Below are 25033 nucleotides of genomic sequence, written 5' to 3' on the forward strand. Positions count from 1 at the left end.
GCCGTTCCTTCAAGCTCAGCGCCGAAGCCTCAAGCCCCGAAAGCTTGGGGCTTTTTGTTTTCTACTGCGGCGTTGACGGTTCCTATCCTTTTTGCAGATTGCGGAACAGGAAAGACAAGGCTTTTGCCAGTTCTTCAGCCCCGGCGGGATCACGCAATATGGTCAACCAGGGGTCCCCATCGGCCGGGCTGGTAAAGACGCAAACAATCCCTTGTGGCGGGCATTGATAGCGTAAATAAGGGTCCATTCCGAACACCGAAAAGCTGCTGTTGCGCACAGCGATGTTGCCGGACGCATCTCGCCGCTCTTCGCGGATGCGTAATTCACCCGGCGCGCCCACGCTCAGGCGATAGGACAGATCCTGCGGATTGGCCTGCCCAACCTGATACGCGGCCTTTAGCCCGTGGGTTTCAAGCAAGGCATTGCTATGCGCAAGCAGGGCTTTTCGCTCATCCGATGTAAGATAGAGCGCCTTCAGCTCGGCCAGGTAATTGGCCGATTCATCCGAGCTCAAGGCGGGTGATTCATCAGCTTGCAGCGATACGCTGGTAGTCAGAAGAAGTGAGATCAGCAGTAACTTCGAAAGCCGACTTGTCAGTCCCTGTCGCATGATGCACCCTTGCCGTAATTTAATATTATTTAGCCATCGCCACCGCAAAAATGCTGTCAACAACGGCTAGCGAAGCGGCTCCCGCAGCATACTGGAAGCAAACCGCTCGATGAAAATACATACCGATGCCGCCAGCCGTTTGGCGACCGAGGTTGTGACGCAGTTGCCAGTGCCTTCCAGGCTCGGGATGCTGCGTTTCGAGCGTTTGAACGAGTCCAGCTGGGCGTTGCTCTATCTGGATCCCGCTTGCGAACGTCACCTGGGCCAACCGGCGCACGAGTTATGCTCGCTGATCGACTCACCGTACGCCAGCCTGATGGAACCGGCGACGCGCCTGCACATGCATGACGTCGTCCAAGCACAGCTAAGCGCCCAAGGCCACTACTCCATTCGTTATTGCGTGCATGCGGCGATCGGCTCGCTGGAGCTGCTGGAAATCGGCGAGCCGTGCCAACAGTATGGTCGGGAATTGCTGCGCGGCTACCTGATCGTCGAAGCCTGCTCAGCTGAAGCGACTCCGCAGCTGCAAGACTCCATGCTCAAGCTCTCGGCGGACCTTTATCAGAAAACCTCCGATGTGCATCTAGAGCATCTGATTCGCTCACGCGCGCAACAGAGCCTGATCGTGCGCTTGGCACGGCACCGCTACAACTCGGCCAACCCCCAGCTCGAAGCGGCACAGCTGATCACCCAGGCCGCCAGCGAAGCCTATGGGATCGCCCGAGCGGCGATCTGGCACCTGAACGGTGACCAGCTCGAAGCCGTCGCCATATATCGACGCGACAACGACAGCTACGAGCACCCTCCCACGCTGGATATCGCTGTGTGCCCCCGCTACCTGGAGGCGCTGCACAGCGGTCGAGCGCTCGACGTAGCCAATGTCAACGAAGACCCCCGCACCCGGGAACTCACCGAAAGCCTTTTCAGGCCGCGAAGTATCATTTCCATATTGGATGCGACCATTCGGGTTGGCGGTGAGGTCATTGGCGTGCTCTGTCTGGAGCATTCGGGCAATGCGCGCAACTGGCATGCCGATGAGGTGGCTTTCGTCGGCGAACTGGCCGATCAATACGCGCAGGTGCTGGCCAACCAGCAAAGACTTAGCGCCACCCATACACTGCATCTGTTCAAGCGCGCAGTAGAGCAAAGCGCAAGCGCCTTCATTTTGGTCGACAAGAACGGCGTGGTCGATTACGTCAATCCGAGCTTCACCGCCATCACCCAATTTGCCGCAGAGGAAGTTCGCGGACGTCGCCTCACGGAACTGACCGCACTGGAAAACCTCGGCGAATTGCTTTTCGACACCTCATCCAATCTGGCGAAAAGCAATAGCTGGCAAGGCGAGTTTCGCAGCCGACGCAAGGATCTCGAGCCGTACTGGGGCCAGCTCTCGATCTCTAAGGTGTATGGCGAAAACGGCGAGCTGACCCACTACATCGGCATCTACGAAGACATCACCCATAGCAAGTTGGCGCAGCAACACATCGAACGCTTGGCCTATACCGACAACCTGACCAGCCTCGGCAATCGCCCCTTCTTCATTCGCAGCATCGAAGAGCGCTTCGCCAACGACAAGACTCCGCAGCTGTGCCTGCTGCTGGTGGACATCGACAATTTCAAGCGCATCAATGACAGCCTTGGCCACCAGACCGGCGATAAGCTGCTGGCCAGCCTCGCGCGGCGCCTGCGCAATAGCCTGAGCCGCGATAGCGTGCTGGCCCGCTTCGCCAGCAATGAATTCGCACTCCTGCTCGACGGCATGGACCTCGAAGAAGGCCAGCACCTGGCCAATCAGGTGCTGCGTATTTTGGAAAAGCCGTTGTTCGTCGACAAGCAGCTGATCAGCGTCAGCGGCTCCCTGGGTCTGGCCTGCGCCCCGCTGCACGGCCACGATCCAGAAACCCTGATGAAACACGCCGGCCAGGCCCTGCACAAAGCCAAGGCCAACGGTAAGAATCAGGTGCAGGTATTCACCGAAGCCCTGCATGCCGAGGCCAACTACAAGCTGTTCGTGGAAAACAATCTGCGCCGCGCGCTGGCGCAGAACGAGCTCGAAGTTTTCTACCAACCCAAGCTTTGCCTGCGGACCGGGCGACTGCAAGGGCTGGAAGCGCTGCTGCGCTGGAATCACCCGGAAAAGGGCATGATCCGCCCGGATCAGTTCATCAGCGTTGCCGAAGAAACCGGGCTGATCATCCCGATTGGCAAGTGGGTCGCGCGCGAGGCCTGCCGGATGGGCATAAAGCTCGCGGCGCTGGGCATCGGCGCGCCGCAGATGGCGATAAACCTTTCGCCGAAACAGTTCTCCGACCCTGACCTGGTTGACTCGATTGCCGCCATTCTTTCCGAAGAGCAGCTGCCTCCAGGTTGCCTGGAACTGGAGCTGACCGAAAGCCTATTGCTCGAAGCTACCGAGGAGACACGCCAGCAGCTGATTGGCCTGAAGGCGCTCGGTGTAACGCTGGCGATGGATGACTTCGGCACCGGCTACTCATCGTTGAGCTATCTGAAGAAGTTTCCCATCGACGTCATCAAGATCGATCGAAGCTTCATCAAGGACATTCCCGGCAACCAGGACGATATCGAAATCACTTCTGCGGTGATCGCCATGGCCCGCAACCTCAATCTGAAAGTCGTCGCCGAAGGCATCGAAACCACCGAGCAGCTGACGTTTCTGCGCCATCAGCGTTGCGATATCGGCCAGGGCTACCTATTCGACAAACCCATACCCGGCACCCAGCTCGTCGGCTCGCTCAGCCGTTATCCGCACTGGATCTGAGCCTTTCGTCAGCGTACAGACTGGCGGCAGCGTTTTGGTATTGTCCGCTTGATAGCCTAGGCTCCCAGCAGCTCCTTACTCCAGGCTCGAGGATCATCATGACTCTGCGCTCACAAATTCTTGTTCAAAAACAGGCGCTACCCGATGCCGGACAGGCGCTACCCGGACGTGCCACCGCGGTTCCGGTACCCCAGGCGCATTTCGTCAACGGCAACCCGCTACAGCCACCCTTCCCGGCCCACTTGCAGCAGGCACTGTTCGCCATGGGCTGCTTCTGGGGGGCGGAGCGGCGGTTCTGGGAGCAATTTGGCGTCCGGACCACCGCGGTGGGCTATGCCGGAGGCCACACGCCAAACCCCACGTATGAAGAAGTCTGCTCCGGCCTCACCGGGCACACCGAGGCCGTGCTGGTCGTTTTTGACCCACAGCAAATCAGTTACCGCGAACTGCTCAAGCTATTCTGGGAGGCGCACAATCCGACCCAAGGCATGCGGCAGGGCAACGATATTGGCACCCAGTATCGATCAGCGATCTACTGCCTCGACGAAGCCCAACTGAACGAAGCGCGTGCCAGCGAGGAGCGTTTCCAGGCAGAGTTGACCAGGCATGGGCTTGGCGGCATCACCACGGAGATTGCTGAAGCCCCTGCGTTCTATTACGCCGAGGCTTATCACCAGCAATATCTGGCGAAGAATCCGGGCGGTTACTGTGGGCTGGGTAGCACTGGCGTCTGCATGCCACTCTGAGATTCAAGCATTAATGCCTGAGCGTCACGCAGCATTGCTCGGGCGATGCTTCTTGCCAGTCTTTACGAAAGGCTTCTGCCAAAAAAGAAACCCCGCCGAAGCGGGGCCTTTGCAGACTGAATCCTGACATCCGTGACTTGCGCCTTCCTGGCGTCGTTCCGCTACGCTTCCGTGTTTTCTGTGCGCTTCCCTACGCGGCGTCCATAGCGCAAAAGACTACCGTTCAGCCGAATAAACCTGTAGTAGCCATCTGCACCGCGATTTGTAAGCAAAGACTTACAGAAAACCCTTGCCTAGGTCACTCTGTAAGCTATTGACTACAAACGATGCGGAACTATGACTTGCGTAGTGGCGCCTTGTTCCCAGAGCTGGCTAATTAATTTCATTGTGCCTTTACGGGTTAAGCGTTCAGAACTGCGCTGCGTCGAGCAGATAGAGCGAGTCGCTCCCCGCCCGGACCGATGCGCTCAATGAATGAATACGAGGCAATAAGCGCGCGAAGAAGAAACGTGCCGTGCCAAGCTTGCTGGCATAGAAATCGTCCTGCCCTTCCTTGCCTGATGCTGCACCAGCCATGCGAGCCCACATATAGGCGTACGCGGTGTAGCCGAACACATGCAGATATTCGACCGAGGCGGCACCTATTTCATTAGGGTTGCGCTTGGCGCTATCGAGGACGAACGCAGTGAGCTCATCGAGGTTTTCCAGCGCTGCCTTGAGCGGCGCCACGAATTCGTCCAACTCGGCGCTCGTGGTAGAGCAGTAGCTTCGAATCTCTTCTGCAAAAGCGTTGTAGAGCTCACCGCCGCTGCTTACAACCTTGCGGCCCAGCAGATCCAGCGCCTGGATACCGTTGGTGCCCTCGTAGATCTGAGTGATACGGCAGTCGCGCACCAGCTGCTCCTGGCCCCACTCGCGAATGAAGCCATGACCGCCGAATATCTGCTGGCCATGCACCGTGGTTTCCAATCCCATGTCTGTGAGGAACGCCTTGGCCACCGGCGTCAGCAGCGCAACCTGCGCTTCGGCGCGCTGACGCGCCTCGGCATCCTCGCTGAACTTGGCGATATCCAGCTGCAACGCAACGTAGCTGGAGAATGCGCGGCCACCCTCGTTCAGCGCCTTCATTGTCAGTAGCATGCGCCGAACGTCCGGGTGCACGATGATCGGATCGGCCACCTTGTCCTGCGCGACAGGGCCGGTCGGAGCGCGGCTCTGCACGCGCTCACGCGCATATTCGATGGCGCTCTGGTAGGAACGCTCGCCGGTCGCCAAGCCCTGGATGCCGACGCCCAGCCGCTCGTAATTCATCATGGTGAACATCGCCGCCAGGCCCTTGTTCGGCTCGCCGACCATCCAGCCGGTCGCACCGTCGAAGTTCATCACGCAGGTCGCCGAAGCCTGGATGCCCATCTTGTGCTCGATGGAACCGCAAGAAAGCGAATTGCGCTCGCCCAGCGAACCGTCCCCATTGACCATGACCTTGGGAACGAGAAACAGCGAGATACCACGCGAGCCGGTCGGCGCATCCGGCAGCTTAGCCAATACCAAGTGGATGATGTTCTCGGTCAGGTCGTGCTCGCCGCCGGTGATGAAAATCTTGGTACCGCTGACCTTGTAGCTGCCATCAGCCTGCGGCTCGGCCTTGGTGCGGATGATGCCCAGATCAGTACCGGCATGCGGCTCTGTCAGGCACATCGAGCCGGCCCAGGTTCCGGCATACATGTTCGGCAGATACTTCTGTTTCAGCTCTTCGCTGGCGTGGGCGTAGACCGACAAGCAGGCGCCAGAGGTCAGCATCGGATAGAGGCCGAACGCCAAGCTAGCGGAGTTCATCATTTCTTCGACCTGAGCCGAGATCGCCTTGGGCATGCCCATACCGCCGTAGGCCGGGTCGCCACCCACGCCGACCCAGCCACCTTCGGCATACAGGCGATAGGCTTCGGGATAACCGGCCGGCGTGCTGACCGCGCCATCGGTCCAGTGACAGCCTTCCTCGTCGCCGCTGCGGTTGAGCGGGGCGATGGTATTGGCGGTGATCTTGCCCGCCTCCTCAAGAATGGCATCGGCGGTTTCCGCGTCCACGACCTCAGCCAGCGCTGGCAACGTCTGCCAGAGCTTCGGGGCATCGAAGACTTCATTCAGGACGAATCGCATATCGCGCAACGGTGCTTTGTAATCAGCCATGGGAGAGACCTCGCAGAAAACATGACGCCGGGCCGGTTGGCCGCAGGAGTTTTGCGAGTCTAACTGAAGACCAATCGGCGCCCGAAGCGTCTTAAAGTGACCGACTGGTTCTCATGCTGGCGCCATTGAGGTGGCGTGATTGCGTCGCCACGGCCGCTAGGTATCAGCGGCCGAACGCTTTGCCGTCCGTACCGCGCCACGCCGATTCTCGCCATGCGAGCGAATGCAGTTGCGCCCTGCACTCTTGGCGCTATAAAGCGCCTGATCAGCGCTTTTGATAACTTCCTCCGGGCTGCGCTGCGTGATCAGCCGCTCGGCCACGCCAATGCTGATGGTCACCGAGACTGACGCCGCCGAACTGGCACCACGACGCTGCCGCCCTCGCTCCGCATCCTTTGGCCGATTCGACTTATCCCGTAGCTGCAATGGATAGTCCTCGACCGCCTGCCGGACGGCCTCCAGATGCACCAGACAGTGCTCCAGATCGCGGCCCGGAAACACCAGCGCGAACTCTTCGCCGCCGTAACGATAGGCACGCCCGCCGCCGCCCACCTTGCGCAACCGGCTCGCAACCAGTCGCAGCACCTGGTCGCCGACGTCATGGCCATGGGTGTCATTGAACGCTTTGAAGCGATCCACATCGGCCATGGCGATGACGTAATTGCGCCCCAGCCGCTGTAGCCGTTCGTTGAGCGCCCGGCGCCCGGGAAGGCCGGTCAGCTCGTCACGAAACGCCATCTGGTAGGCCTCCTGCGCGATCGCTACCACCAGCATCAACATCAGCAGGCTACTCATAACATTGAGCGTGCCCGGCCGACTGAACACCTGCGGCAGCATCAGCAGTAACCCGATCAGCGCGACGAACTGAGCCGCATGCACCGGACGCGGACGCCGCAGGTATTGCACCAGCAAGCCAGTCAGCGCCACCAGAAAACCCGGATAGGCCAGTTGGATCAGTGACAACCAGTCCGTCTGCAGGGAGGGCCAACGAATCTCTACCAACCAGTCGAGCGTGGCCTCGGGGAACCGTCGCGCCAAGGCCAGCGCCAACACCGACACGGCAAACAGCACAGCGAGGCGCGCCAAACCGTCTTGCAGCAGATGAGCACGTTCACGCCACAGCGCGTAGAGCCCGTAAAGCGCAGGCGACAGCAGGCTGCAGAGATGAAACGTCAATGCGGCTTCCGGCAATAACGCGCCTGTAAGCCGGTAATGATCGACCTGGGTATCCAGCAAAAAATAGACGAGATAGACCACCAACAACAGAAAGCCCTCGCGGACCCGGGCATAGGCGATACAGAACGCGCCACCGAGCAATAGCAGAACAGTCGGCAGTACGTTGAACAGCGATGTGAAAAACTCGTTGAGATTCGTCTGTCGCGCAGCGATCAGCGAGCCGAATAGCAAGGCCAGCGGTGCATACAGATGACTAACAAGGCGTGCAGCATTCAGGCGAGGCACGACGGCTCCGGCAGATGGTCGCGAGAACCAGGCATTGTGCCATTAACTCGATCAGGCGATCACCTCAGATCGAGCGTGAGCACCTTTTGCTCGGATTGAAAGGCCACCGGCGAAGCAGTGATTCAAGTAACGACGGTAGCGCGTCACGCGGCTATCGGTGGTCTATCCGATCGCTCCACGGCACGCCTTCATAACGACTGCCTTATAAAGGCGAAACCCCGCGATTAGCGGGGTTCGTCATCAGTCTGAGTCCACTGCCAAGGCAACGGATCTCAGCTCAGCACAACCTTAGTACGCCAGCTCGAAGTGAGCCTCGTCCATATCCATCAGGTTGTCAGCACCGGACAGCATGGTTTCGATGTGGGTGCGAGTGCGCGGCAGGATGCGCTGGAAGTAGAAGCGCGCCGTCTGCACCTTGGCGGTGTAGAAACCATCGCTGTCTTCGCCGGCTGCGATCTTCTCGGACGCCAGGCGCGCCATGTCGGCCCAGAAGTAGGCCAGGCAGGCGTAACCGCAGTACATCAGGTAATCCACCGAAGCGGCACCGACTTCTTCGCGGTTTTTCATCGCAGCCATGCCGACCTTCATGGTCAGATCGCCCCACTCCTTGTTCAGCTTAGCCAGCGGCTCGACGAACTGCTTGATCGACTCGTTGCCTTCGTTGGCCTGGCAGAACTTGTGCACGACCTTGGTGAAGCCCTTCAGCGCTTCGCCCTGGGTCATCAGCACCTTGCGGCCCAGCAGGTCGAGTGCCTGGATGCCGGTAGTACCTTCGTACAAGCAGGAGATACGGCTGTCACGTACGTTCTGCTCCATGCCCCATTCGGCGATGAAGCCGTGGCCACCGTAAATCTGCACGCCGTGGTTGGCGGCTTCGAAGCCCACTTCGGTCATGAACGCCTTGGCGATCGGAGTGAGGAACGCCAGCATTGCATCTGCGGCCTTGCGCTGCTCCTCGTCCTGACTGCGCTGAGTGATGTCGACCTGCTTGGCGGCGAAATAGAGCATCGCGCGGTTACCTTCGGCGAATGCCTTCATGGTCAGCAGCATGCGGCGCACGTCCGGATGGACGATGATCGGGTCAGCGGCTTTCTCGGGCGCCTTGGGACCAGTCAGCGAACGCATCTGCAGACGCTCGCGAGCGTACTTGATGCCACCTTGGAAACCGATCTCGGCATGGGCCAGGCCCTGCAGAGCGGTGCCCAGACGCGCGGTGTTCATAAAGGTGAACATGCAGTTCAGGCCCTTGTTCGGCGGGCCGATCAGGAAGCCGGTAGCGCTGTCGAAGTTCATCACACAAGTGGCGTTGCCATGGATGCCCATCTTGTGTTCGAGCGAGCCACAAGACACGCCGTTGCGCTCACCGATGCCGCCGTCGGCGCTCGGCATGAACTTGGGCACGATGAACAGCGAAATGCCCTTGGTGCCTTGCGGCGCATCGGGCAGACGGGCCAGTACGATATGGACGATGTTGTCGGCCATGTCGTGCTCGCCCGCGGAGATGAAGATCTTGGTGCCGCTGATCTTGTAGCTGCCGTCGGCCTGAGGCTCGGCCTTGGTGCGCAGCATGCCCAGGTCAGTGCCGCAATGCGGCTCGGTCAGACACATGGTGCCGGTCCACTCGCCGGATACCAGCTTGGTCAGATAGGTGGCCTGCTGCTCGGGCGTGCCGTGGGCGTGCAGGGTGTTCATCGCGCCATGGGACAGGCCGGGGTACATGCCCCAGGACCAGTTGGCTTCACCGACCATCTCGCTGATGGCCATGCCCAGCGACTCCGGCAGGCCCTGACCGCCATGCTCGACGTCGTGGGCCAGGCTCGGCCAGCCGCCTTCGACGAACTGCTGGTAGGCCTCCTTGAAGCCGGTCGGCGTTTTTACGCCCGACTCGCTCCAGGTGCAGCCTTCGAGGTCACCGACGCGATTCAGCGGGGCGATGACCTGCTCACAGAACTTGGCGCCTTCGTCGAGAATGGCATTGACCATGTCCGGGGTGGCGTCTTCACAACCCGGAAGGCTCTGATAGTGCGCTTCGTAGCCGAGCAGTTCGTCACGTACGAAACGGATATCGCGCAAGGGGGCCTTGTAATCAGGCATAGCGTAAACCTCAGCGGTGGGCTCTTTGATTCAGGTGACCAACCGGCCACTCTTGGTTTGGATAGTGACCGCCACATGGCAGGTCAAACAGGCGTTTGAAACATACGTTTCGCCCTGCGCGATGTCAAGCAGGGGCCAGAACGCCGTTGGTCGGAGCGCCCTACTAATGAGAGTCTAGAAAGAGATGGCCCGTAGGGGCTGTCCATTGCTTGGTCATTTCAAACAAACGACAAGAAACGCCATACCGCGCAGCAACACGGCTCACAGCGAAACAGCAACAGCCCGAGGATGGAAGGATTTCGGAGAGACCGACCGGAGGGAGTCAGGCTTTGGTATTAATTAAAGTGCCAAGCACTTCATCTGCGCTCTGCAACATCCGTGCGCCGGCTTTCGCCGCGTGCTCGCTGACCTTCATCTGGATCAGCTGCTCGGTCAGCTCGACGGCATCGGCGACTGTTTGAGAATTTTCGGCAACCGGCAACGTATCGGCGGCGATCGCAGCGCCGGCATCATCGACGCGCTGCTGGCCGGCCTGGAAAGCGGCCAGACCGGAAGAGAGAAGATTGGAGATCTGCATGTGCGACTTCCAGGCAGTCAATTCGCCATCATTGAAGCAGAGCTGAAGCTCAGCCGCCAGTAACGCATCGTTATAAGCGGACCTGAAGCATCAACAAGCCGGGATGAGCGGCCCGATATCCAGATAGCGCGCAACCTCGGCGGGACACGCCTCGGATAGGTGCGGCACCCGCCCGAGGCAAGGCGCCGGCAACCGCTCGGTCAGCGTGGCGAGGTTTTCCTCCAGCCGCGACGTTGCCGGATCGACGATGTTGGCAACCCAGCCCGCCAACCGTAACCCGTCGCGCTCAATGGCCTCGGCCGTGAGCAAAGCGTGATTGATGCAGCCCAGGCGAACCCCGACGACTAGGATCACCGGCAATCCCAGCTGCACAGCGAGATCGGACAGACTTTCGCGACCGGCCAGCGGCACGCGCCAACCGCCGGCGCCTTCCACCAGCGAGAATTGTGCCTGCAACGCCAATATCTGCCGAACCGGCTTCGCGAGCGCCGCCACGCTTAATTCGACAGCGGCTTCGCGCGCGGCCAGATGCGGCGCAATGGCCGGCTCGAAGGCGAACGGATTGACCTCCTCGTAGCGCAGCGGCAGCGTGCATTCGCCGAGCAACGCCAGCGCGTCGCTGTTGCGCAACCCATCAACGGACATCTCGCACCCCGACGCCACCGGCTTCGCCGCAGCCGTGCTGAGCCCCGCCAGCCGCGCCGCATGTAGCAGCCCGGCGGCGACGGTGGTCTTGCCGACTTCGGTATCGGTACCGGTGACGAAAAAAACCGCGGTCATCTCAGAAATCCTTGCGCAACACGCCGTATACCACCTGATAGGTCGCCGGCAGCCCGCTCGGTGTGCGGAACTGCTCGTACGCATCAATCAATGCGCGAATGCGCGCCCGGCCGGTAAGACGGCCGGAACGACCGGGATTCAGATTGTGCGCACCGAGCGCCTTGAGCTCATGGGTCAGCTGACGCAGCTCGGCGAAGTGCAGCACCTGGGGCTCGACATCGAGCCGGTCCAGCTGCAATCCACTGGCGGCGCAGAGCTGCTGGTAAACCTCCAGGGAACGAAAGCGATTGACGTGGGTAAAACCGTCCACTGCTTGCCAGCTGTCACGCAGCTCCTGCAGGGTGCCGCTGCACAGACTGGTAAAGGCCAGAACGCCGTCTGGACGCAGCACCCTTTTCGCCTCGCTCAGTACGGCGGAAAAATCTTCACACCATTGCAGCGCCAGACTGGAAAAGACCAGATCGACCGATGCATCTCGCAGCGGCAGGCATTCGGCATCGCCGGCAATGAACGCAGCCGCACCGCCTTGAGGCCGTGCATGGCGCAACATACCTTCGGCGATATCCAGCGCGACACCTTCGCTTGTAGAAAAGCGACTCGCCAAAACCCTCGAAAAGTAACCGGTGCCTGCACCCAGATCGAGCCAGCGCGAGGGTTGCAGATCAGTCGGCAACCGTTCGATCAATGCGCTGCCGACGGTGCGCTGCAGCTCGGCCACGGCGTCATAGCTAGCGGCGGCACGGGAGAATGATGCGGCGACCTGGCGTTTGTCCGGCAGGCCGGATGCGGCATTGGCAGGCGCCACCGCAACCCATTCACTCATACAGCGCTGCCTCTGATAAATACCACCATCTCCGCCGCGACATCATCAGCGCGCTCCAAAGCCAGCGCATGGCTCGCGCCTGGAATCATTCTGGTCTCTATTCCGGGCATCCAGCGCCGCAACGCATCGCAGGCGGCCGCCGGAACCAGTGCGTCACCATCGGCGAACAGATGCAGCTGGCGACCAAAATAACCATGCAGGGCCGCGCGCCCATCCAGCTCCGCCAACAACTGCAGGCCGGCGTCCAGCACGGCCGGCGCAGACTCCGACTGGCTGACCAGCAGCTGGCGCGCCAGCGTTCGCGGATCATAACCACCACGGCTGCACAGCGAACGGAAGCGCTTGAGGGTTTCATCTGGATCGAGCCGGAACGCCTCGTGAAAGGCATCGAAGATCGCCGGCTCCATGCCTTCCGGCCATTGTGGGCGGGCGCGGAAGCAGGGGTTACTGGCGATGGTGATCAACCCGCGGCAGGTATCCAGGCGTCGCGCTGCCAGCTGAGCGGCGAGCATGCCGCCCAGCGACCAGCCGGCCAGCCAGCTGTCGTGTGGCACACGCCGGTCGAGCTCATCGAGCCAGGCACTGGTGTCAACCAGCTCGGGCAAGGGTTCGATGATCACATCGAGATCCGGTGCGAGCTCGGTCAGTGCCTCGCACAAAGGCTGCAACGCAGCCGGGCCGAACGCCCATCCGGGCAGCAAAATCAGCTGATCACGCATCCGCTTCAGGCTCCTCGGCCAATCGATTCCAGCATTCGGCCAGGATATCCAGCAGTCGTTCCACCTGCGCCTCGCTGTGCAACGCACTGAAGGTCACGCGCAGCCGCGCACTGCCGACCGGCACGGTGGGCGGCCTGATCGCGCCGACCAGAATGCCGCGCGCCTTGAGCGCAGCGGACAATGCCAGGGCCCGCTCGCTGCTGCCGACCAGAATCGGCTGGATCGGCGTCGGGCTGTCCATCAGAGTCAGGCCGATGTCGGCGGCGCCCTGGCGGAAGCGGGCGATCAGCCGGTTTAGGTGCTCACGGCGCCAGCCTTCACGGCGCAGCAATTCGAGACTCGTGAGCGTTGCACAGGCGACGGCCGGTGGCTGGCTAGTCGTATAGATGTAGGGCCGAGCGAACTGGATCAGCGTCTCGATCAGCTCCTCGCTGCCGGCAACGAAAGCGCCCGCCGTACCGAAGGCCTTGCCTAGGGTGCCGACCAGAACCTGCACGTCATCGATGCCCAGCCCGAAATGTTCGACGATGCCGCTGCCGGTTTTGCCCAGCGGGCCGAAACCGTGGGCGTCATCGACCATCACCCAGGCATCGCGGCGCTTGGCCTCAGCGCACAGCGTCGGCAGGTCGGCCAGATCGCCGTCCATGCTGAACACACCATCGGTGACCACCAGCGTATTACCGCTAGCCTTCTCTAGTCGCTTGGCCAGGCTAGCCGTATCGTTGTGCAGGTATCGGGAAAAACGCGCGCCGGACAGCAGGCCGGCATCGAGCAGCGAAGCATGGTTGAGGCGATCCTCCAGCACCGTATCGCCCTGCCCCACCAACGCCGTGACAGCTGCAAGATTGGCCATATAGCCAGTGGAAAACAGCAGCGCACGCGGCCGTCCGGTGAATTCTGCCAGCGCCTCTTCCAACTCGTGATGCGGCGTGCTGTGGCCGATCACCAGATGCGAGGCGCCACCGCCGACGCCCCATTTCGCCGCGCCCTGCTGCATCGCGGCGATCACCTCGGGGTGATTCGCAAGCCCCAGATAGTCATTGGAACAGAAAGCCAGCAGCCGCTCGCCATCGACGGTCGCTTCCGGCTGCTGCGGTGTTTCCAGCAAGGGTCGTTGGCGGTAAAGATGCTCGGCACGGCGGGCCGCGAGGCGGGATTGCAGGTCAAAGGACATGAATAAGCTCGAAGCTGGAGGCCTGAAGCTGGAAGCGGCGCCGAATCGCTTCACGCTTCCGGCTTAAGGCTTCCAGCTCCGTGTTTATACGACCGCGTTATAGAACAGCTTCGAATCGCGCTGCTCGACCAGCGCCTGCTCGATGGCGGCCTGATGCACTTCGTCATCGTGCTCCTCACGCGCTTCGGGCTGGATGCCCAGGCGCTTGAACAGCAGCATGTCCTTGTCGGCCTGCGGGTTGCCGGTGGTCAGCAGCTTTTCGCCGTAGAAAATCGAGTTGGCGCCGGCGAGGAAGGCCAGGGCCTGCATCTGCTCGTTCATCTGCTCGCGACCAGCCGACAGGCGCACGTGGGACTTGGGCATCATGATCCGCGCCACGGCGAGCATGCGAATGAAGTCGAAGGGATCGACGTCCTGCTCCTCGGCCAGCGGCGTGCCTTTCACTTTGACCAGCATGTTGATCGGTACCGATTCAGGATGCTCCGGCAGGTTGGCCAGTTGGATCAGCAGGCCGGCGCGGTCGTCCAGCGATTCACCCATGCCGAGGATGCCACCCGAGCAAATCTTCATTCCCGACTCGCGCACGTAGCTCAGCGTCTCCAGACGGTCGGCGTAGGTGCGGGTGGTGATGATATTGCCGTAGAACTCAGGCGAGGTGTCGAGGTTGTGGTTGTAATAGTCCAGACCCGCCGCTGCCAGTGCTTTGGTCTGTTCCTGATCGAGCTTGCCGAGGGTCATGCAGGTTTCCAACCCCAGGGCTTTCACGCCCTCGACCATTTTCAATACGTAGGGCATGTCCTTGGCGGATGGATGCTTCCAGGCCGCGCCCATGCAGAAGCGCGTCGAACCGATAGCTTTGGCCTCAGCCGCGGCATCCAACACCTTTTGCACTTCCATCAGTTTTTCTTTATCAAGGCCGGTGTTGTAGTGGCCCGACTGCGGGCAATACTTACAGTCTTCCGGGCAGGCGCCAGTTTTGATCGACAACAATGTCGAAACCTGGACGCGGTTGGCATCGAAGTGCTGGCGATGCACGCCCTGAGCCTGGAAGATCAGGTCGTTGAACGGTTGTTCAAAGAGCGCCTTGACTTCGGCGAGGCTCCAGTCGTGACGGGTAACGGAAGCGGCGGTGGCGCTCATGGGCATTCCTTGTAATTAATAGCGGCTCGGCGGCCTGGCACGGATGCGAAATGGTTAGCCAAGGCGATGTGGCTGTCAACCTGGAAAGGAATCATGGTTTACGACTGGTTAAAGTATGAGCACTACTGCCAACTTTGCGATGAACGCTGCGAAGCCGACCAATCGCTGTGCGCGCCCTGCGAAGCCGATTTGCCTTGGCTCGACGGGCAGTGCTCGATCTGCGCACTGCCGCTACCGGCGTCAGGCCTGATCTGTGGCGACTGCCTCAAACGCTCACCCGCCTTCGATCACGTCGCAGTGCCCTGGCGCTTCGCCTTTCCCGTAGACAGCCTGATCACCCGCTTCAAGCACCAGTCACGCTGGCCGCTGGGGAGATTGCTGGCGGAGCAGCTGACTCGCCATCTGCAACACGCCTACGCCGAAGGTCTGCCGCGTCCCGACGTGCTTCTGCCGGTCCCGCTGGCGCGCAAGCGGCTGCGAAAGCGAGGTTTCAATCAGGCGAAAATGATCGCCGACTGGCTGAGCCCGGCACTGGCGGTCCCGGTCGATATGCAACTGCTGCAACGGGTTCAGGACACTCAATCGCAACAACAACTCGACGCTGCGAGCCGGCGCCGAAATTTGCGACAAGCGTTTCGCCTGGCTGACCAAGAGAGACTCGCCGGACGTCACATCGCAATCGTCGACGACGTACTTACTACCGGCGCCACTGCCGAAGCACTGGCTCGTCTGTTGAAACGCGCCGGCGCTGTGCGAGTCGATGTGTATTGTCTGGCGCGCACGCCGAAGCCGGGGGATACCTGAAACCACGAGCGGAGCGAGCCATGCGCGCGAACCCAGGCTCCGCATGTTTCGTCCTACATGGCACCGCTTTCACGGACAGCCCCTCCCGGCGATTGCGCCAGCCTAGACTTGCGGCAAGCCATGCGGTTGTTTAAAAGCCCGGGTGCAATACACTGACCGGCCCATTCGCGGAGCCGACCATGAGCCATCCCTTCGACACACTCACGCCCGACCTTGTGCTCGATGCCGTGGAAAGTGCCGGCTTCATCAGCGATGCGCGCGTGCTAGCGTTGAACAGCTATGAAAACCGGGTCTATCAGGTGGGCATCGAAGATGACGCACCTCTGGTCGCGAAGTTCTACCGCCCGGGCCGTTGGAGCAACGAGGCGATCCTCGAAGAGCATCAGTTTTCCATGGAACTGGCTGACCGAGAGATACCCGTGGTGGCGCCATTGGAGCGCAACGGCAAAACACTGTTCGAGCATGCCGGCTTTCGCTTCGCACTCTTCCCTCGTCGCGGAGGACGCGCGCCGGAGCCGGGTAATCTCGATCAGCTCTATCGCCTCGGCCAATTACTCGGCCGCATGCACGCGGTCAGTGCCAGCCGTCCGTTCGAACATCGCGAAACGCTAAACGCCCGACACTTCGGACACGAATCGCTGGCGACCTTGCTCGAAGGCAGCTCCGTGCCTAAAAGCCTGCTGCCGGCCTACGAGTCGGTGGCACGCGATCTGTTGAAGCGCGTCGATGAGGTCTTCAACCGCACCGAATTCCAGCCGATCCGCCTGCACGGCGACTGCCACCCCGGCAACATCCTCGCCCGCGACGACGCTTTCCATCTGGTCGATCTGGACGATTGCCGCATGGGCCCATCGGTGCAGGATATCTGGATGATGCTTGCCGGTGAGCGTCACGAGCGGCTCGGGCAACTGTCCGAGTTGGTTGACGGCTACAACGAATTCCATGATTTCGCGCCACGCGAACTACCGCTGATCGAAGCCCTTCGCGCTCTGCGCTTGCTGCACTACAGCGCCTGGCTGGCACGCCGCTGGGACGATCCGGCCTTTCCGATGAGCTTTCCGTGGTTTGGCACGGAGCGCTATTGGGGCGATCAGGTGCTGATTCTGCGTGAGCAGATGTCCGCGCTGCAGGAAGAGCCGTTGAAGTTGTTTTAGCGGGAAGCTGGGCGCACCGTAGGGTTGGGCCGGGCGGCGTCCCGCTTCAACCCACCGAGGCAAGTACGACCTCGTCTTTGGTGGGCTGAAGCCCACCCTACCAAACTGAGTGACTTCCGTAGGGTGTGCTTTAGCGCACCAGATTCACAGACGGCAGCTACGCCGCGGTCAGGCCTCTTCGATCAACCAGTCCGGAACCCGGACGGTGTTCCGCTTCAGTCCACCGAGGCAAAGCACCCGCCTCGTCCTTGGTGGGCTGAAGCCCACCCTACTAGGCTGAGTGACTTCCGTAGGGTGTGCTTTAGCGCACCAGATTCACAGACGGCAGCTACGCCGCGGTCAGGCCTCTTCGATCAACCAGTCCAGCCGCCAGCCGCCCTCGCTCTGCTCCAGCAACTTGGCCAGCCAGGGCAATAGCTCACGCAATTCTTCTTCCAGCCCCCACGGTGGGTTGGCGATGGCCAGGCCCGACCCGTTCAGCCGCAGCGCCTCATCGGTGGGGTGGACGAACAGTTCGGCGCGCAACAGTTTTGGCGCACCGCTACGCGACAGATCCTGATAGAAACGCCTGAGTTGGCGTTCATCCTTGATCGGATACCAGATCACGCCAATGGTCTGGCGCATGCGGCCGAGCGCTTCGGACAGTGCTTGGACACAGCGACTCAGCTCATCGGCCTTCTCGAATGGCGGATCGATCAGCAACACGACGCGCTTTTCCGCGGTCGGCATCAACGCTCGCGGCACATGCCAGCCTTCGCCCAAATGCACCGCTACGCGGCGGTCGCCGGCCATGTTGTCTTTCAGCAGGCGGCCATCTTCGGGGTGTTTCTCGTTGAGCTGCAGACGATCCTGCGGGCGCGTCAGCTGTCGCGCCAGTTCTGGCGAGCCGGGGTAGTAACGCACGGCGCCGTCAGGGTTGAGTGCACGAATCACATCCAGATAAGGCATCGCCATCGCCGGGACATTCTCGGCCTGCCACAGCCGCGCGATGCCCTGCAGCCATTCGCCGGTACGGCTGGCCTGGTCGCCCGCCAGGTCATACAGACCGACGCCAGCGTGGCTGTCGAGATAGGCAAAAGGCGCGTCCTTGCGCGCCAGCAAGGCAAACAGCCGGGACAATACGAGATGTTTGAAGACGTCGGCGTGATTGCCGGCGTGAAAAGCGTGGCGGTAGTTCATCGGGCACTCCTGAAGAGCGCACAGTCTAACTGCGCAGCGACCTGTTTCGCAGGGGGCGCGATACGCCATGCAAAACGACGACAGATGGCTGCTACAGTGGCAACTCCGCCAGCCAGCGCATAGGACCTTCGATGGATATACGCGACCTCTTCCAGATCACGCTGCCAGTCATCCAGGCACCGATGGCCGGATCGCAGAACCATCAGCTCGCTGCAGCGGTATCCGAGGCTGGCGGGCTCGGCTCGATTCCCGCCGGCATGCTCAATGCCGAGACCCTGGATGCCGAACTGACAGCCATGGCCGCGCTGACGCGCAAGCCCTACAACGTTAACTTCTTCTGTCATCAGACGCCGATAGCCGATCCCGCACGCAACGAAGCCTGGCTGGCGCTGCTGGCGCCGTTTCTCGAAGAGCTGCAAATCGACCCGGCGAGCATCCCCAACGGAGCCACGCGCCAACCCTTCGACGCGGCGATGGCCGAGGTGGTCGAGCGGCACCGCCCGCCTGTTGTCAGCTTCCATTTCGGGCTGCCTGCTCACGAGTTACTGCAGCGCGTACAGGCCACCGGCGCGAAGATCCTATCCAGCGCCACGACGCTTGAAGAAGGCCGCTGGCTGCAGGAACAGGGTGTGGATGCGGTGATCGCCCAGGGCGTCGAAGCAGGCGGTCATCGCGGCATCTTTCTCAGCGAAGATATCGACGGCCAGATCGGCACCTTCGCCTTGTTGCCGCGGCTGGTTGGCGCGCTGGACATACCGGTGATCGCAGCCGGAGGGATCGCCGATGCGCGCGGTGTCGCTGCCGCGCAAACGCTCGGCGCGGCAGGCGTGCAGATCGGCACCGCCTATCTGCTGTGTGACGAGAGCCGCGCCAGTCCCTTGCACCGTCAGGCATTGCAGAGTCCCGCCGCGCAGCACACCGTGCTGACCACGCTGTTCACCGGGCGCCCAGCGCGCAGCATGGTCAATCGGATCATTCGCGAACTGGGGCCTCGGCCCGCTGCGGTGCCGGCGTTTCCGCTGGCAGGCAACGCGATCAGTGCGCTGCGGGCCAAGACCGAAAGCCTGGGGATCGATCATTTCTCGCCGCTCTGGGCGGGGCAGAACACCAGCGGCTGCCGTGCCGTTCCGGCGATGCAACTGACCGAGGCGCTGGGGGCCGGCTGGCACCGTTGAGACAGGCCACTGCCAAGCGTCGGCGCCGCACCGGCCGGCGCTGCCCAACGAGTAGACTGGTGCAATCTGCAAAGCGAACGGATCGGATATGACCGTGCTGACCAATACATTGGTATTTCTCGCCACCTTGGCCGGCATGGAGCTGTTCGCCTGGGGGGCGCACAAGTATGTGATGCACGGCTGGGGCTGGGGCTGGCACAAGTCCCACCACGAGCCGCGCAGTGGCTGGTTCGAGAAGAATGACCTGTACGCTGTGGTGTTCGCTGGCGTCGCGATCGTGCTGATCGCGCTCGGCACCGCCGGCTACGGCCCGCTGGAGTGGATTGGCGCCGGCATGACCGCGTACGGCCTGCTGTATTTCGTTGCCCATGACGGGCTGGTTCATCACCGTTGGCCGCTACGCTACGTGCCGCGCAACGGCTACCTCAAGCGCCTTTACCAGGCTCATCGTTTGCACCATGCAGTGGAAGGCAAGGAACGCTGCGTATCCTTCGGCTTCCTTTACGCGCCGCCAGTCGCCGTGCTGAAACAGCAATTGCGCGAATTGCATGACGGACCACTGCGCAAAACAAGCCGCCACTGAAATCGTAGCGAGCGATGGCCAGGCAAGGCGAAGACACTCAGGGCGCGCTGAGAAAACGGAGTTTACGTGCTGCAAATGAGCACTCCGAAGTTGCTTTCAACGCCGCCTAGCCTAGGGCCAGCAGGTTTCAACGGTTGCTTGTAGGCTAGCGCGGACGTCGCCACAAAGAAGCAGGACGCGGCCTGACCGGCATCCGCCGCGAGGCCAGCGCCAGCACGCCACCGCCGAGCAGAAATTGCAGCTTCTGCACCTTGCTAGTCGAGACCCGCGTATCCCAAGCCGCCGCACCGCGCGCTTTCACTTCGATGCCGATCTGCCGGTAAACGCCATGGGCGGTAGCGATCGACCAGGCCGAGCGCAATGGCAGGTCGCGCAACCCCTGGGACGCGGACTGGTAGTAGGGCTCGGCCAGATCGATCAGCCGCGCCGCCAGCATCGCCAACGCAGGCCGGTGCCGTGGCTGGTCGATTTCGTCACTAGGAATTCCCGCTTCGGCCAACCAGTCAGCCGGCAGATAGATACGCCCGATCTGAGCATCTTCGACGATATCGCGGGCGATGTTGGTCAGCTGAAACGCCAGCCCCAGATCGCAGGCGCGACCCAGGGTCGGCTCGGCTTCGGCGCCCATCACCTTGGCCATCATCAGGCCCACCACGCCGGCGACGCGATAGCAGTAGAGCAGCGTGTCGTCGAGGGTCTGGTACTGATAGTCCTGCACATCCATGCGAAAGCCCGCCAGATGCTCCAGCGGGTATTCCCTGGGAATTTGATGACGCTGAATCACCTGCTGGAACGCGGCGAATGCCGGATCGCTCATCGGTTCGCCTGTGTATGCGCGTTCGGTGAGATCCACCAGTTCGGCCAATCGCGCCTCGCCGGTCGAGCGATCACCTTCGACCTGACCATGCCCCAGCGTCTGACCGTCAATCACGTCATCGCAGTGACGGCACCAGGCGTAGAGCATCACCGCGCTCTGGCGGGTGCGCTCGTCGAACAGTCTCGCCGCCGCAGCAAAGCTCTTGGACCCGACGTTGATCGCTTGCGTCGAGTGGTCGATGACCTGATCGTTCATCCGGCAAAGTCCTCAATCATCAATCCGGCTGTAGCTTTGGCCGAGCCCACCACGCCGGGTACGCCTGCGCCGGGATGGGTGCCGGCACCGACGATGTAAAGGTTGGGAACCACGTCATCGCGGTTGTGCGGCCGGAACCAGGCGCTCTGGGTGAGGATTGGCTCCAGCGAGAACGCTGAGCCAAGATGCGCGTTTAGCTCGTCACGGAAATCGTGCGGCGTGAAGATCCGGTGCGTGACCAGATCCTCGCGCAGGCCCGGAATGTAGTGACGCTCGAGGTATTCGAAGATGCGGTCGCGGTACTTCGGCCCCTCCACCGCCCAGTCGATATCGGCCGTGCCTAGGTGCGGCACCGGGGCCAGCACGTAATGACTGGCGCAGCCTTCCGGTGCCAGCGACGGGTCGGTCACACAGGGTGCATGCAGGTATAGGGAAAAGTCGTCGGCCAGGGTTTCGCGTTTGAAAATTTCGTCGATCAACTCTCGGTAGCGCGGACCGAAGCACACGGTGTGATGCTGCAGGTGCTCATGGCGGCGCTTGAGGCCGAAATGGATGACGAACAGCGACATCGAGAAACGCTTGCCGCTCAGCCGCTGCGCCTCGTCACGTCCGCGCTGCTCGTGGCCCAATAACTGCTTGTAGGTATTCACCACATCGGCGTTCGACGCCACAGCATCGGTCTCGAAGCGGCGGCCATCCTGGGTCACCACGGCCTTTGCTCGCCCTCCTACCAGTTCGATGCGAGCGACCTCGGCGTTCAGCTCCAGCGTGCCACCCATATCCTCGAACAGCCGGACCATGCCCTGCACCAGCGCACCAGTGCCACCACGCGGAAACCAGACGCCGCCCTGGCGCTCCAGCGCATGGATCAGCGTGTAGATCGACGATGTTTCGAATGGGTTGCCGCCCACCAGCAGAGAGTGAAAGGACAGGGCCTGCCGCAGCCGGTCGTTCTCCACAAAGCTCGACACCATGCTGTACACGTTGCGCCAGGCCTGCAGCTTGGCCAACTGCGGGGCGACGCCGATCATGCTGCGAAACGACAGAAAGGGCACGGTTCCCAGCTTGACGTAGCCTTCCTCGTACACTGCACGGGAATAGGCGAGGAAGCGTCGGTATCCGGCGACATCCTTGGGGTTCAACGCATGGATTTGCCTGTCCAGCTCCGCCTGGTCATTGACGTAATCGAAGCTGTAGCCGTCTTCCCAGCACAGCCGGTAGAACGGGCTGACCGGCAGCAGCTCGACATAGTCGGCCATGCGCTTGCCCGCGCCGGTGAACAATTCTTCGAGGGCCTGCGGGTCGGTGATCACCGTCGGGCCGGCATCGAAGGTAAAACCCTGGTCGTGATAGACGTAGGCGCGGCCGCCCGGCTTGTCGCGTTTCTCCAGCAGTGTGGTCTGTACGCCGCTACGCTGCAGGCGGATCGCCAGCGCCAGGCCGCCAAATCCGGCGCCGATCACCACGGCCCGCTTGGGTACATCGCCTGCTGGCTCGTTCATCGCTTGTCCTTGTGAAGATTACGGGCGGCCAGCGCGTGCAGCGCCTCGCCCACCGGTACGGGAGGTTTGCCCGAGACGATGCGCAAGCGGTCCCAGGTGGTCAGGGTCGCAGCGTAGAAGCGCTGGATCAGCGGTTCGCGCAGGCGGTAAAAGCGCTGCATTACCGCCCAACGGCGATCGGCCGGGCCAGCCAGAAACAACATGCGATTGAGCAGGCGGAAGAATCCGCGCTGGCGCCATTGCGCCATTGAGTAGTCGCGAATCGCAGAAAACAAACCGCCAGCATCCCAGCGATCCAGCGCGACCAGGTGATCGGCCAAGCGCACCGCATCGGGCAACGAGTAGCCAGTGGTGGGGTGAAACAGCGCCGCCGACAACCCGCTTTGCGGCACACCATGCGCCTCGTCCCAGAACGCCGGCAGATCACCGGACAGCACGATGGGCAACACGCCCTGCTCCTCGCGCAGCCGCTCAGCGATGCGCCAGCCTTTTGCGTCGGCGTAGCGCTCGATGTTGTCGCGTAAGGTGTCGAGTGCGACGGCATCGCCGTCGGCGTAATAGGTGTCCTCGATCAGCAGGTGATCAGCGCTGAGCGGCAGGACGTAGACGAACCGGTAGCCGTCCTGCTGTGCGACGCTGGCATCCATAATGATCGGATGTTGCAGGCCATGGGGTTCATGTAGGCGCAGCTCCTGACCGAGGAACTTCTGAAAGCCCAGCGCCAGCTGGGCGGTCCGGCGCGCGCCGCGCCCATCGATTACCGCGCCGGCTTGCAGGGTGACCCCCGACGCCAGGCGCACCCGTTGTGGCTCAACTTCGGCGACGTCTGTACCCAGACGCACGCGGTCGCCCAGTTCGGCCATCAGGTGCTGATGAAAGCGCCGCGAAAAGATGCTCGCGTAACCGCTGTCCAGCCGCCGCTGAAGGTTGGGAAAGATCACCTCATAAGCCGGCCAGCGATTGTCCACGAGCGGCTCCAACCAGGCCTGTTGCGCGGGCGTCAGGTCGTGTTGGTGAAAGGACCAGGTGTGGTTGCCGCCCAAGGTTTCGCCCTGTTCCAGAATCAGCAGACGCAGGTCCGGACGCTGCTGCTGCAACCGCAGCGCCAACAGCCCGTTGGCCAGACCGCCGCCGACGAGGATCAGGTCCGCATCAGCCATGCTCGGCTCCCTGCACTGCCGGCCACTTAATGCCGAGTGACCGTTCAATCAGCAGCGCCGCTCGCGGCGCACCCCCGGCGGCGCGAATCTCCTCGCCCAGACCTCGCGCACGCTGGGCAAAACCGGGCTCGCGCAACAATCGGCGTAGCGCCTGCACGATACCTCGGCGGCTAGCCAGGCGCGGATCGAGCTTCAGCCCCACGCCCGCATGGACTATCCGCGCAGCAACGCCGGGTTGATCGAAGGCGATCGGTAGCGCCAGGCTCGGCACACCGGCTTCCAGCGCGTCGAGCGCTGTGTTCAACCCTGCATGGGTGATCAGCGCATCGGCCCGCGCCAGCACCGCACGCTGCGGCGCGAAGTCGGTGACCCAGCTGGCGCCGGTCTGTCGCAACTTTTTTTCCTGCCGCACATCGAGGCGGCCGCAGTGGACGATCAGCAGTTGCACCTCGAGCTCGCGGCAGGCCTCGGCAATGCGCGTGAACAGCCCGAAGCGATCACCTTGCAAAGTGCCGAGGGAAGCGAACACAAACGGCAGTCCGCTCACGACGGATAAGTCCAGCGCAGGTTCTTCGGTCAACGCCGAACGCAGCGGGCCGACACCATGAAAGTGGTCTGGCAATCCAATACGCGGGAAGTCGAAGCCGGTGGTGGTCTGACTCAGCTGCAGCAAGGGCGACAGGCATTCATCGAGGCGCTGGCGCGGCGACAGACCGAACTCGGCGGCATAGCGCGCGATCACTGCGGCATGGGCTCGCGTCGCCCGATCGTAAACGCGGCTGCTGTGGTGGTTCAGCTGCTCGCCCCAGGCCGTGGCCCGGTAACGCCAGGGCATCACCGGCAGCGGCACAAACGCTTCGCGGTTGACCGGCAGCGCACAGGCCACCGAGACGAACGGCAGCCCGAGATGCTCAGCCACCAACCCACCAGCAGGCTCCATCTGATCGGCGATGATGGCGTCGGCGCCGATGGCGCGCAGCACCGCTGGCGCCTCTCGACAGTACATTTCGGTCGCGGCGGCCATATCTGCGATGACCCGACGTATGCCCCAAGGGCCGCCAGGACGTGCCGCCCGCTCGATCACTGCCGTGAGCGAGCCAGGCCGATGCGAGCCGACACCGACCTCGGCAAAGCCCAGCTGTGAATGGCGCAACGCGGCAGCGACATCCGCCTGCTGCACGACCGTCACTCGATGCCCGCGAGCAAGCAATTCGGCGGCGATGGCCTCCATCGCGCGCAAATGACTATAGAAAGGCGGTGTGATCACCGCGAAGTGCGTCATCGGAACGCACCTTGCCGGCTGCGAGTGGCCGA

21 protein-coding genes are annotated in these 25033 nt (G+C 62.0%); 6 read left to right on the plus strand and 15 right to left on the minus strand.

The window, feature by feature from the left end:
- Positions 1 to 82: 82 nt before the first annotated feature.
- Positions 83 to 610 carry a hypothetical protein gene (locus V6943_RS01995; RefSeq protein WP_197444942.1) on the minus strand — a complete coding sequence of 176 codons (528 nt, stop codon included), beginning with the start codon at positions 608 to 610 and terminating at the stop codon, positions 83 to 85.
- Between the two features lie 109 nt (positions 611 to 719).
- On the opposite strand from V6943_RS01995, the gene V6943_RS02000 reads away from it, so the two are divergent.
- Together V6943_RS02000 and msrA are read left to right on the plus strand one after the other, a co-directional pair.
- The gene (locus V6943_RS02000) at positions 720 to 3389 is read left to right on the plus strand and encodes a putative bifunctional diguanylate cyclase/phosphodiesterase (protein ID WP_197444941.1); all 2670 of its coding nucleotides are present in this window, start codon (positions 720 to 722) and stop codon (positions 3387 to 3389) included.
- Between the two features lie 98 nt (positions 3390 to 3487).
- Complete coding sequence (msrA, locus tag V6943_RS02005; protein WP_340552448.1) at positions 3488 to 4135, plus strand: peptide-methionine (S)-S-oxide reductase MsrA; 648 nt, start codon at positions 3488 to 3490, stop codon at positions 4133 to 4135.
- 408 nt (positions 4136 to 4543) lie between these two features.
- Here msrA and V6943_RS02010 read toward each other — a convergent pair whose 3' ends face one another.
- The 9 genes from V6943_RS02010 to bioB form a co-directional block, all read right to left on the minus strand.
- Positions 4544 to 6322, minus strand: a complete 1779-nt coding sequence (locus V6943_RS02010; RefSeq protein ID WP_340552449.1) for an acyl-CoA dehydrogenase C-terminal domain-containing protein — start codon at positions 6320 to 6322, stop codon at positions 4544 to 4546.
- Positions 6323 to 6478: 156 nt separating this feature from the next.
- Positions 6479 to 7783 (minus strand): GGDEF domain-containing protein, encoded by a 1305-nt coding sequence (locus tag V6943_RS02015; RefSeq protein ID WP_340552450.1) that lies wholly within the window; start codon positions 7781 to 7783, stop codon positions 6479 to 6481.
- Between the two features lie 288 nt (positions 7784 to 8071).
- Entirely contained in the window at positions 8072 to 9877 is a 1806-nt protein-coding gene (locus V6943_RS02020) for a phenylacyl-CoA dehydrogenase (RefSeq protein WP_340552451.1), read from the minus strand.
- Positions 9878 to 10199: 322 nt separating this feature from the next.
- Positions 10200 to 10454 carry a hypothetical protein gene (locus V6943_RS02025; RefSeq protein WP_131649628.1) on the minus strand — a complete coding sequence of 85 codons (255 nt, stop codon included), beginning with the start codon at positions 10452 to 10454 and terminating at the stop codon, positions 10200 to 10202.
- Positions 10455 to 10544: 90 nt separating this feature from the next.
- Positions 10545 to 11234, minus strand: a complete 690-nt coding sequence (gene bioD / locus V6943_RS02030) for a dethiobiotin synthase (RefSeq protein WP_340552452.1) — start codon at positions 11232 to 11234, stop codon at positions 10545 to 10547.
- Between the two features lies 1 nt (position 11235).
- A complete protein-coding gene (bioC, locus tag V6943_RS02035) occupies positions 11236 to 12057 on the minus strand; it encodes a malonyl-ACP O-methyltransferase BioC (protein ID WP_340552453.1) in 822 nt (273 codons plus the stop codon).
- The gene (locus tag V6943_RS02040; protein WP_340552454.1) at positions 12054 to 12776 is read right to left on the minus strand and encodes an alpha/beta fold hydrolase; all 723 of its coding nucleotides are present in this window, start codon (positions 12774 to 12776) and stop codon (positions 12054 to 12056) included. The genes bioC and V6943_RS02040 overlap by 4 nt, the downstream gene beginning before the upstream one ends.
- Positions 12769 to 13950, minus strand: coding sequence for an 8-amino-7-oxononanoate synthase (gene bioF / locus V6943_RS02045; RefSeq protein WP_340552455.1), 1182 nt, complete (start codon positions 13948 to 13950; stop codon positions 12769 to 12771). Before bioF ends, V6943_RS02040 begins: the two co-directional genes overlap by 8 nt.
- A gap of 84 nt (positions 13951 to 14034) precedes the next feature.
- A complete protein-coding gene (bioB, locus tag V6943_RS02050; protein WP_340552456.1) occupies positions 14035 to 15090 on the minus strand; it encodes a biotin synthase BioB in 1056 nt (351 codons plus the stop codon).
- 93 nt (positions 15091 to 15183) lie between these two features.
- Here bioB and V6943_RS02055 point away from each other — a divergent pair, with 93 nt between their 5' ends.
- Both V6943_RS02055 and V6943_RS02060 read left to right on the plus strand, forming a co-directional pair.
- Positions 15184 to 15894, plus strand: a complete 711-nt coding sequence (locus V6943_RS02055; RefSeq protein WP_340552457.1) for a ComF family protein — start codon at positions 15184 to 15186, stop codon at positions 15892 to 15894.
- A 179-nt stretch (positions 15895 to 16073) separates the two neighbouring features.
- Complete coding sequence (locus tag V6943_RS02060; protein WP_340552458.1) at positions 16074 to 17048, plus strand: serine/threonine protein kinase; 975 nt, start codon at positions 16074 to 16076, stop codon at positions 17046 to 17048.
- A 339-nt stretch (positions 17049 to 17387) separates the two neighbouring features.
- Here the strand turns inward: V6943_RS02060 and V6943_RS02065 are convergent, their stop codons facing one another.
- Positions 17388 to 18227 (minus strand): 23S rRNA (adenine(2030)-N(6))-methyltransferase RlmJ, encoded by an 840-nt coding sequence (locus V6943_RS02065; RefSeq protein ID WP_340552459.1) that lies wholly within the window; start codon positions 18225 to 18227, stop codon positions 17388 to 17390.
- Positions 18228 to 18358: 131 nt separating this feature from the next.
- Between V6943_RS02065 and V6943_RS02070 the strand changes: the two genes are divergently transcribed.
- Both V6943_RS02070 and V6943_RS02075 read left to right on the plus strand, forming a co-directional pair.
- Positions 18359 to 19402, plus strand: coding sequence for an NAD(P)H-dependent flavin oxidoreductase (locus V6943_RS02070; protein ID WP_340552460.1), 1044 nt, complete (start codon positions 18359 to 18361; stop codon positions 19400 to 19402).
- A gap of 88 nt (positions 19403 to 19490) precedes the next feature.
- Positions 19491 to 19985, plus strand: a complete 495-nt coding sequence (locus tag V6943_RS02075) for a sterol desaturase family protein (RefSeq protein ID WP_340552461.1) — start codon at positions 19491 to 19493, stop codon at positions 19983 to 19985.
- 145 nt (positions 19986 to 20130) lie between these two features.
- Here the strand turns inward: V6943_RS02075 and V6943_RS02080 are convergent, their stop codons facing one another.
- The 4 genes from V6943_RS02080 to V6943_RS02095 are packed head-to-tail and all read right to left on the minus strand — an operon-like array spanning position 20131 to position 25001.
- Positions 20131 to 21057, minus strand: coding sequence for a phytoene/squalene synthase family protein (locus V6943_RS02080; protein WP_340552462.1), 927 nt, complete (start codon positions 21055 to 21057; stop codon positions 20131 to 20133).
- On the minus strand, positions 21054 to 22559 hold the full coding sequence (locus tag V6943_RS02085) for a phytoene desaturase (RefSeq protein WP_340552463.1): 1506 nt from the start codon (positions 22557 to 22559) through the stop codon (positions 21054 to 21056). The genes V6943_RS02080 and V6943_RS02085 overlap by 4 nt, the downstream gene beginning before the upstream one ends.
- Positions 22556 to 23719 carry a lycopene beta-cyclase CrtY gene (gene crtY / locus V6943_RS02090; protein ID WP_340552464.1) on the minus strand — a complete coding sequence of 388 codons (1164 nt, stop codon included), beginning with the start codon at positions 23717 to 23719 and terminating at the stop codon, positions 22556 to 22558. The genes V6943_RS02085 and crtY overlap by 4 nt, the downstream gene beginning before the upstream one ends.
- Positions 23712 to 25001 (minus strand): glycosyltransferase, encoded by a 1290-nt coding sequence (locus V6943_RS02095; protein WP_340552465.1) that lies wholly within the window; start codon positions 24999 to 25001, stop codon positions 23712 to 23714. The genes crtY and V6943_RS02095 overlap by 8 nt, the downstream gene beginning before the upstream one ends.
- Positions 25002 to 25033: the final 32 nt, after the last annotated feature.

The sequence above is a fragment of the Pseudomonas sp. CBC3 genome (assembly GCF_037967085.1).
Lineage (GTDB): Bacteria > Pseudomonadota > Gammaproteobacteria > Pseudomonadales > Pseudomonadaceae > Stutzerimonas.

Excerpts from the sequence above, each read along its gene's own strand:
- V6943_RS02010 (WP_340552449.1), bottom strand. The coding sequence starts at position 6,322 with ATGGCTGATTACAAAGCACCGTTGCGCGATATGCGATTCGTCCTGAAT.
- V6943_RS02040 (WP_340552454.1), bottom strand. The coding sequence starts at position 12,776 with ATGCGTGATCAGCTGATTTTGCTGCCCGGATGGGCGTTCGGCCCGGCT.
- V6943_RS02025 (WP_131649628.1), bottom strand. The coding sequence starts at position 10,454 with ATGCAGATCTCCAATCTTCTCTCTTCCGGTCTGGCCGCTTTCCAGGCC.
- msrA (WP_340552448.1), top strand. The coding sequence starts at position 3,488 with ATGACTCTGCGCTCACAAATTCTTGTTCAAAAACAGGCGCTACCCGAT.
- V6943_RS02020 (WP_340552451.1), bottom strand. The coding sequence starts at position 9,877 with ATGCCTGATTACAAGGCCCCCTTGCGCGATATCCGTTTCGTACGTGAC.
- V6943_RS02085 (WP_340552463.1), bottom strand. The coding sequence starts at position 22,559 with ATGAACGAGCCAGCAGGCGATGTACCCAAGCGGGCCGTGGTGATCGGC.
- bioD (WP_340552452.1), bottom strand. The coding sequence starts at position 11,234 with ATGACCGCGGTTTTTTTCGTCACCGGTACCGATACCGAAGTCGGCAAG.
- bioF (WP_340552455.1), bottom strand. The coding sequence starts at position 13,950 with ATGTCCTTTGACCTGCAATCCCGCCTCGCGGCCCGCCGTGCCGAGCAT.
- V6943_RS02080 (WP_340552462.1), bottom strand. The coding sequence starts at position 21,057 with ATGAACGATCAGGTCATCGACCACTCGACGCAAGCGATCAACGTCGGG.
- crtY (WP_340552464.1), bottom strand. The coding sequence starts at position 23,719 with ATGGCTGATGCGGACCTGATCCTCGTCGGCGGCGGTCTGGCCAACGGG.
- bioC (WP_340552453.1), bottom strand. The coding sequence starts at position 12,057 with ATGAGTGAATGGGTTGCGGTGGCGCCTGCCAATGCCGCATCCGGCCTG.
- V6943_RS02065 (WP_340552459.1), bottom strand. The coding sequence starts at position 18,227 with ATGAACTACCGCCACGCTTTTCACGCCGGCAATCACGCCGACGTCTTC.
- bioB (WP_340552456.1), bottom strand. The coding sequence starts at position 15,090 with ATGAGCGCCACCGCCGCTTCCGTTACCCGTCACGACTGGAGCCTCGCC.
- V6943_RS02000 (WP_197444941.1), top strand. The coding sequence starts at position 720 with ATGAAAATACATACCGATGCCGCCAGCCGTTTGGCGACCGAGGTTGTG.
- V6943_RS02070 (WP_340552460.1), top strand. The coding sequence starts at position 18,359 with ATGGATATACGCGACCTCTTCCAGATCACGCTGCCAGTCATCCAGGCA.
- V6943_RS02060 (WP_340552458.1), top strand. The coding sequence starts at position 16,074 with ATGAGCCATCCCTTCGACACACTCACGCCCGACCTTGTGCTCGATGCC.
- V6943_RS02055 (WP_340552457.1), top strand. The coding sequence starts at position 15,184 with ATGGTTTACGACTGGTTAAAGTATGAGCACTACTGCCAACTTTGCGAT.
- V6943_RS02075 (WP_340552461.1), top strand. The coding sequence starts at position 19,491 with ATGACCGTGCTGACCAATACATTGGTATTTCTCGCCACCTTGGCCGGC.
- V6943_RS01995 (WP_197444942.1), bottom strand. The coding sequence starts at position 610 with ATGCGACAGGGACTGACAAGTCGGCTTTCGAAGTTACTGCTGATCTCA.
- V6943_RS02095 (WP_340552465.1), bottom strand. The coding sequence starts at position 25,001 with ATGACGCACTTCGCGGTGATCACACCGCCTTTCTATAGTCATTTGCGC.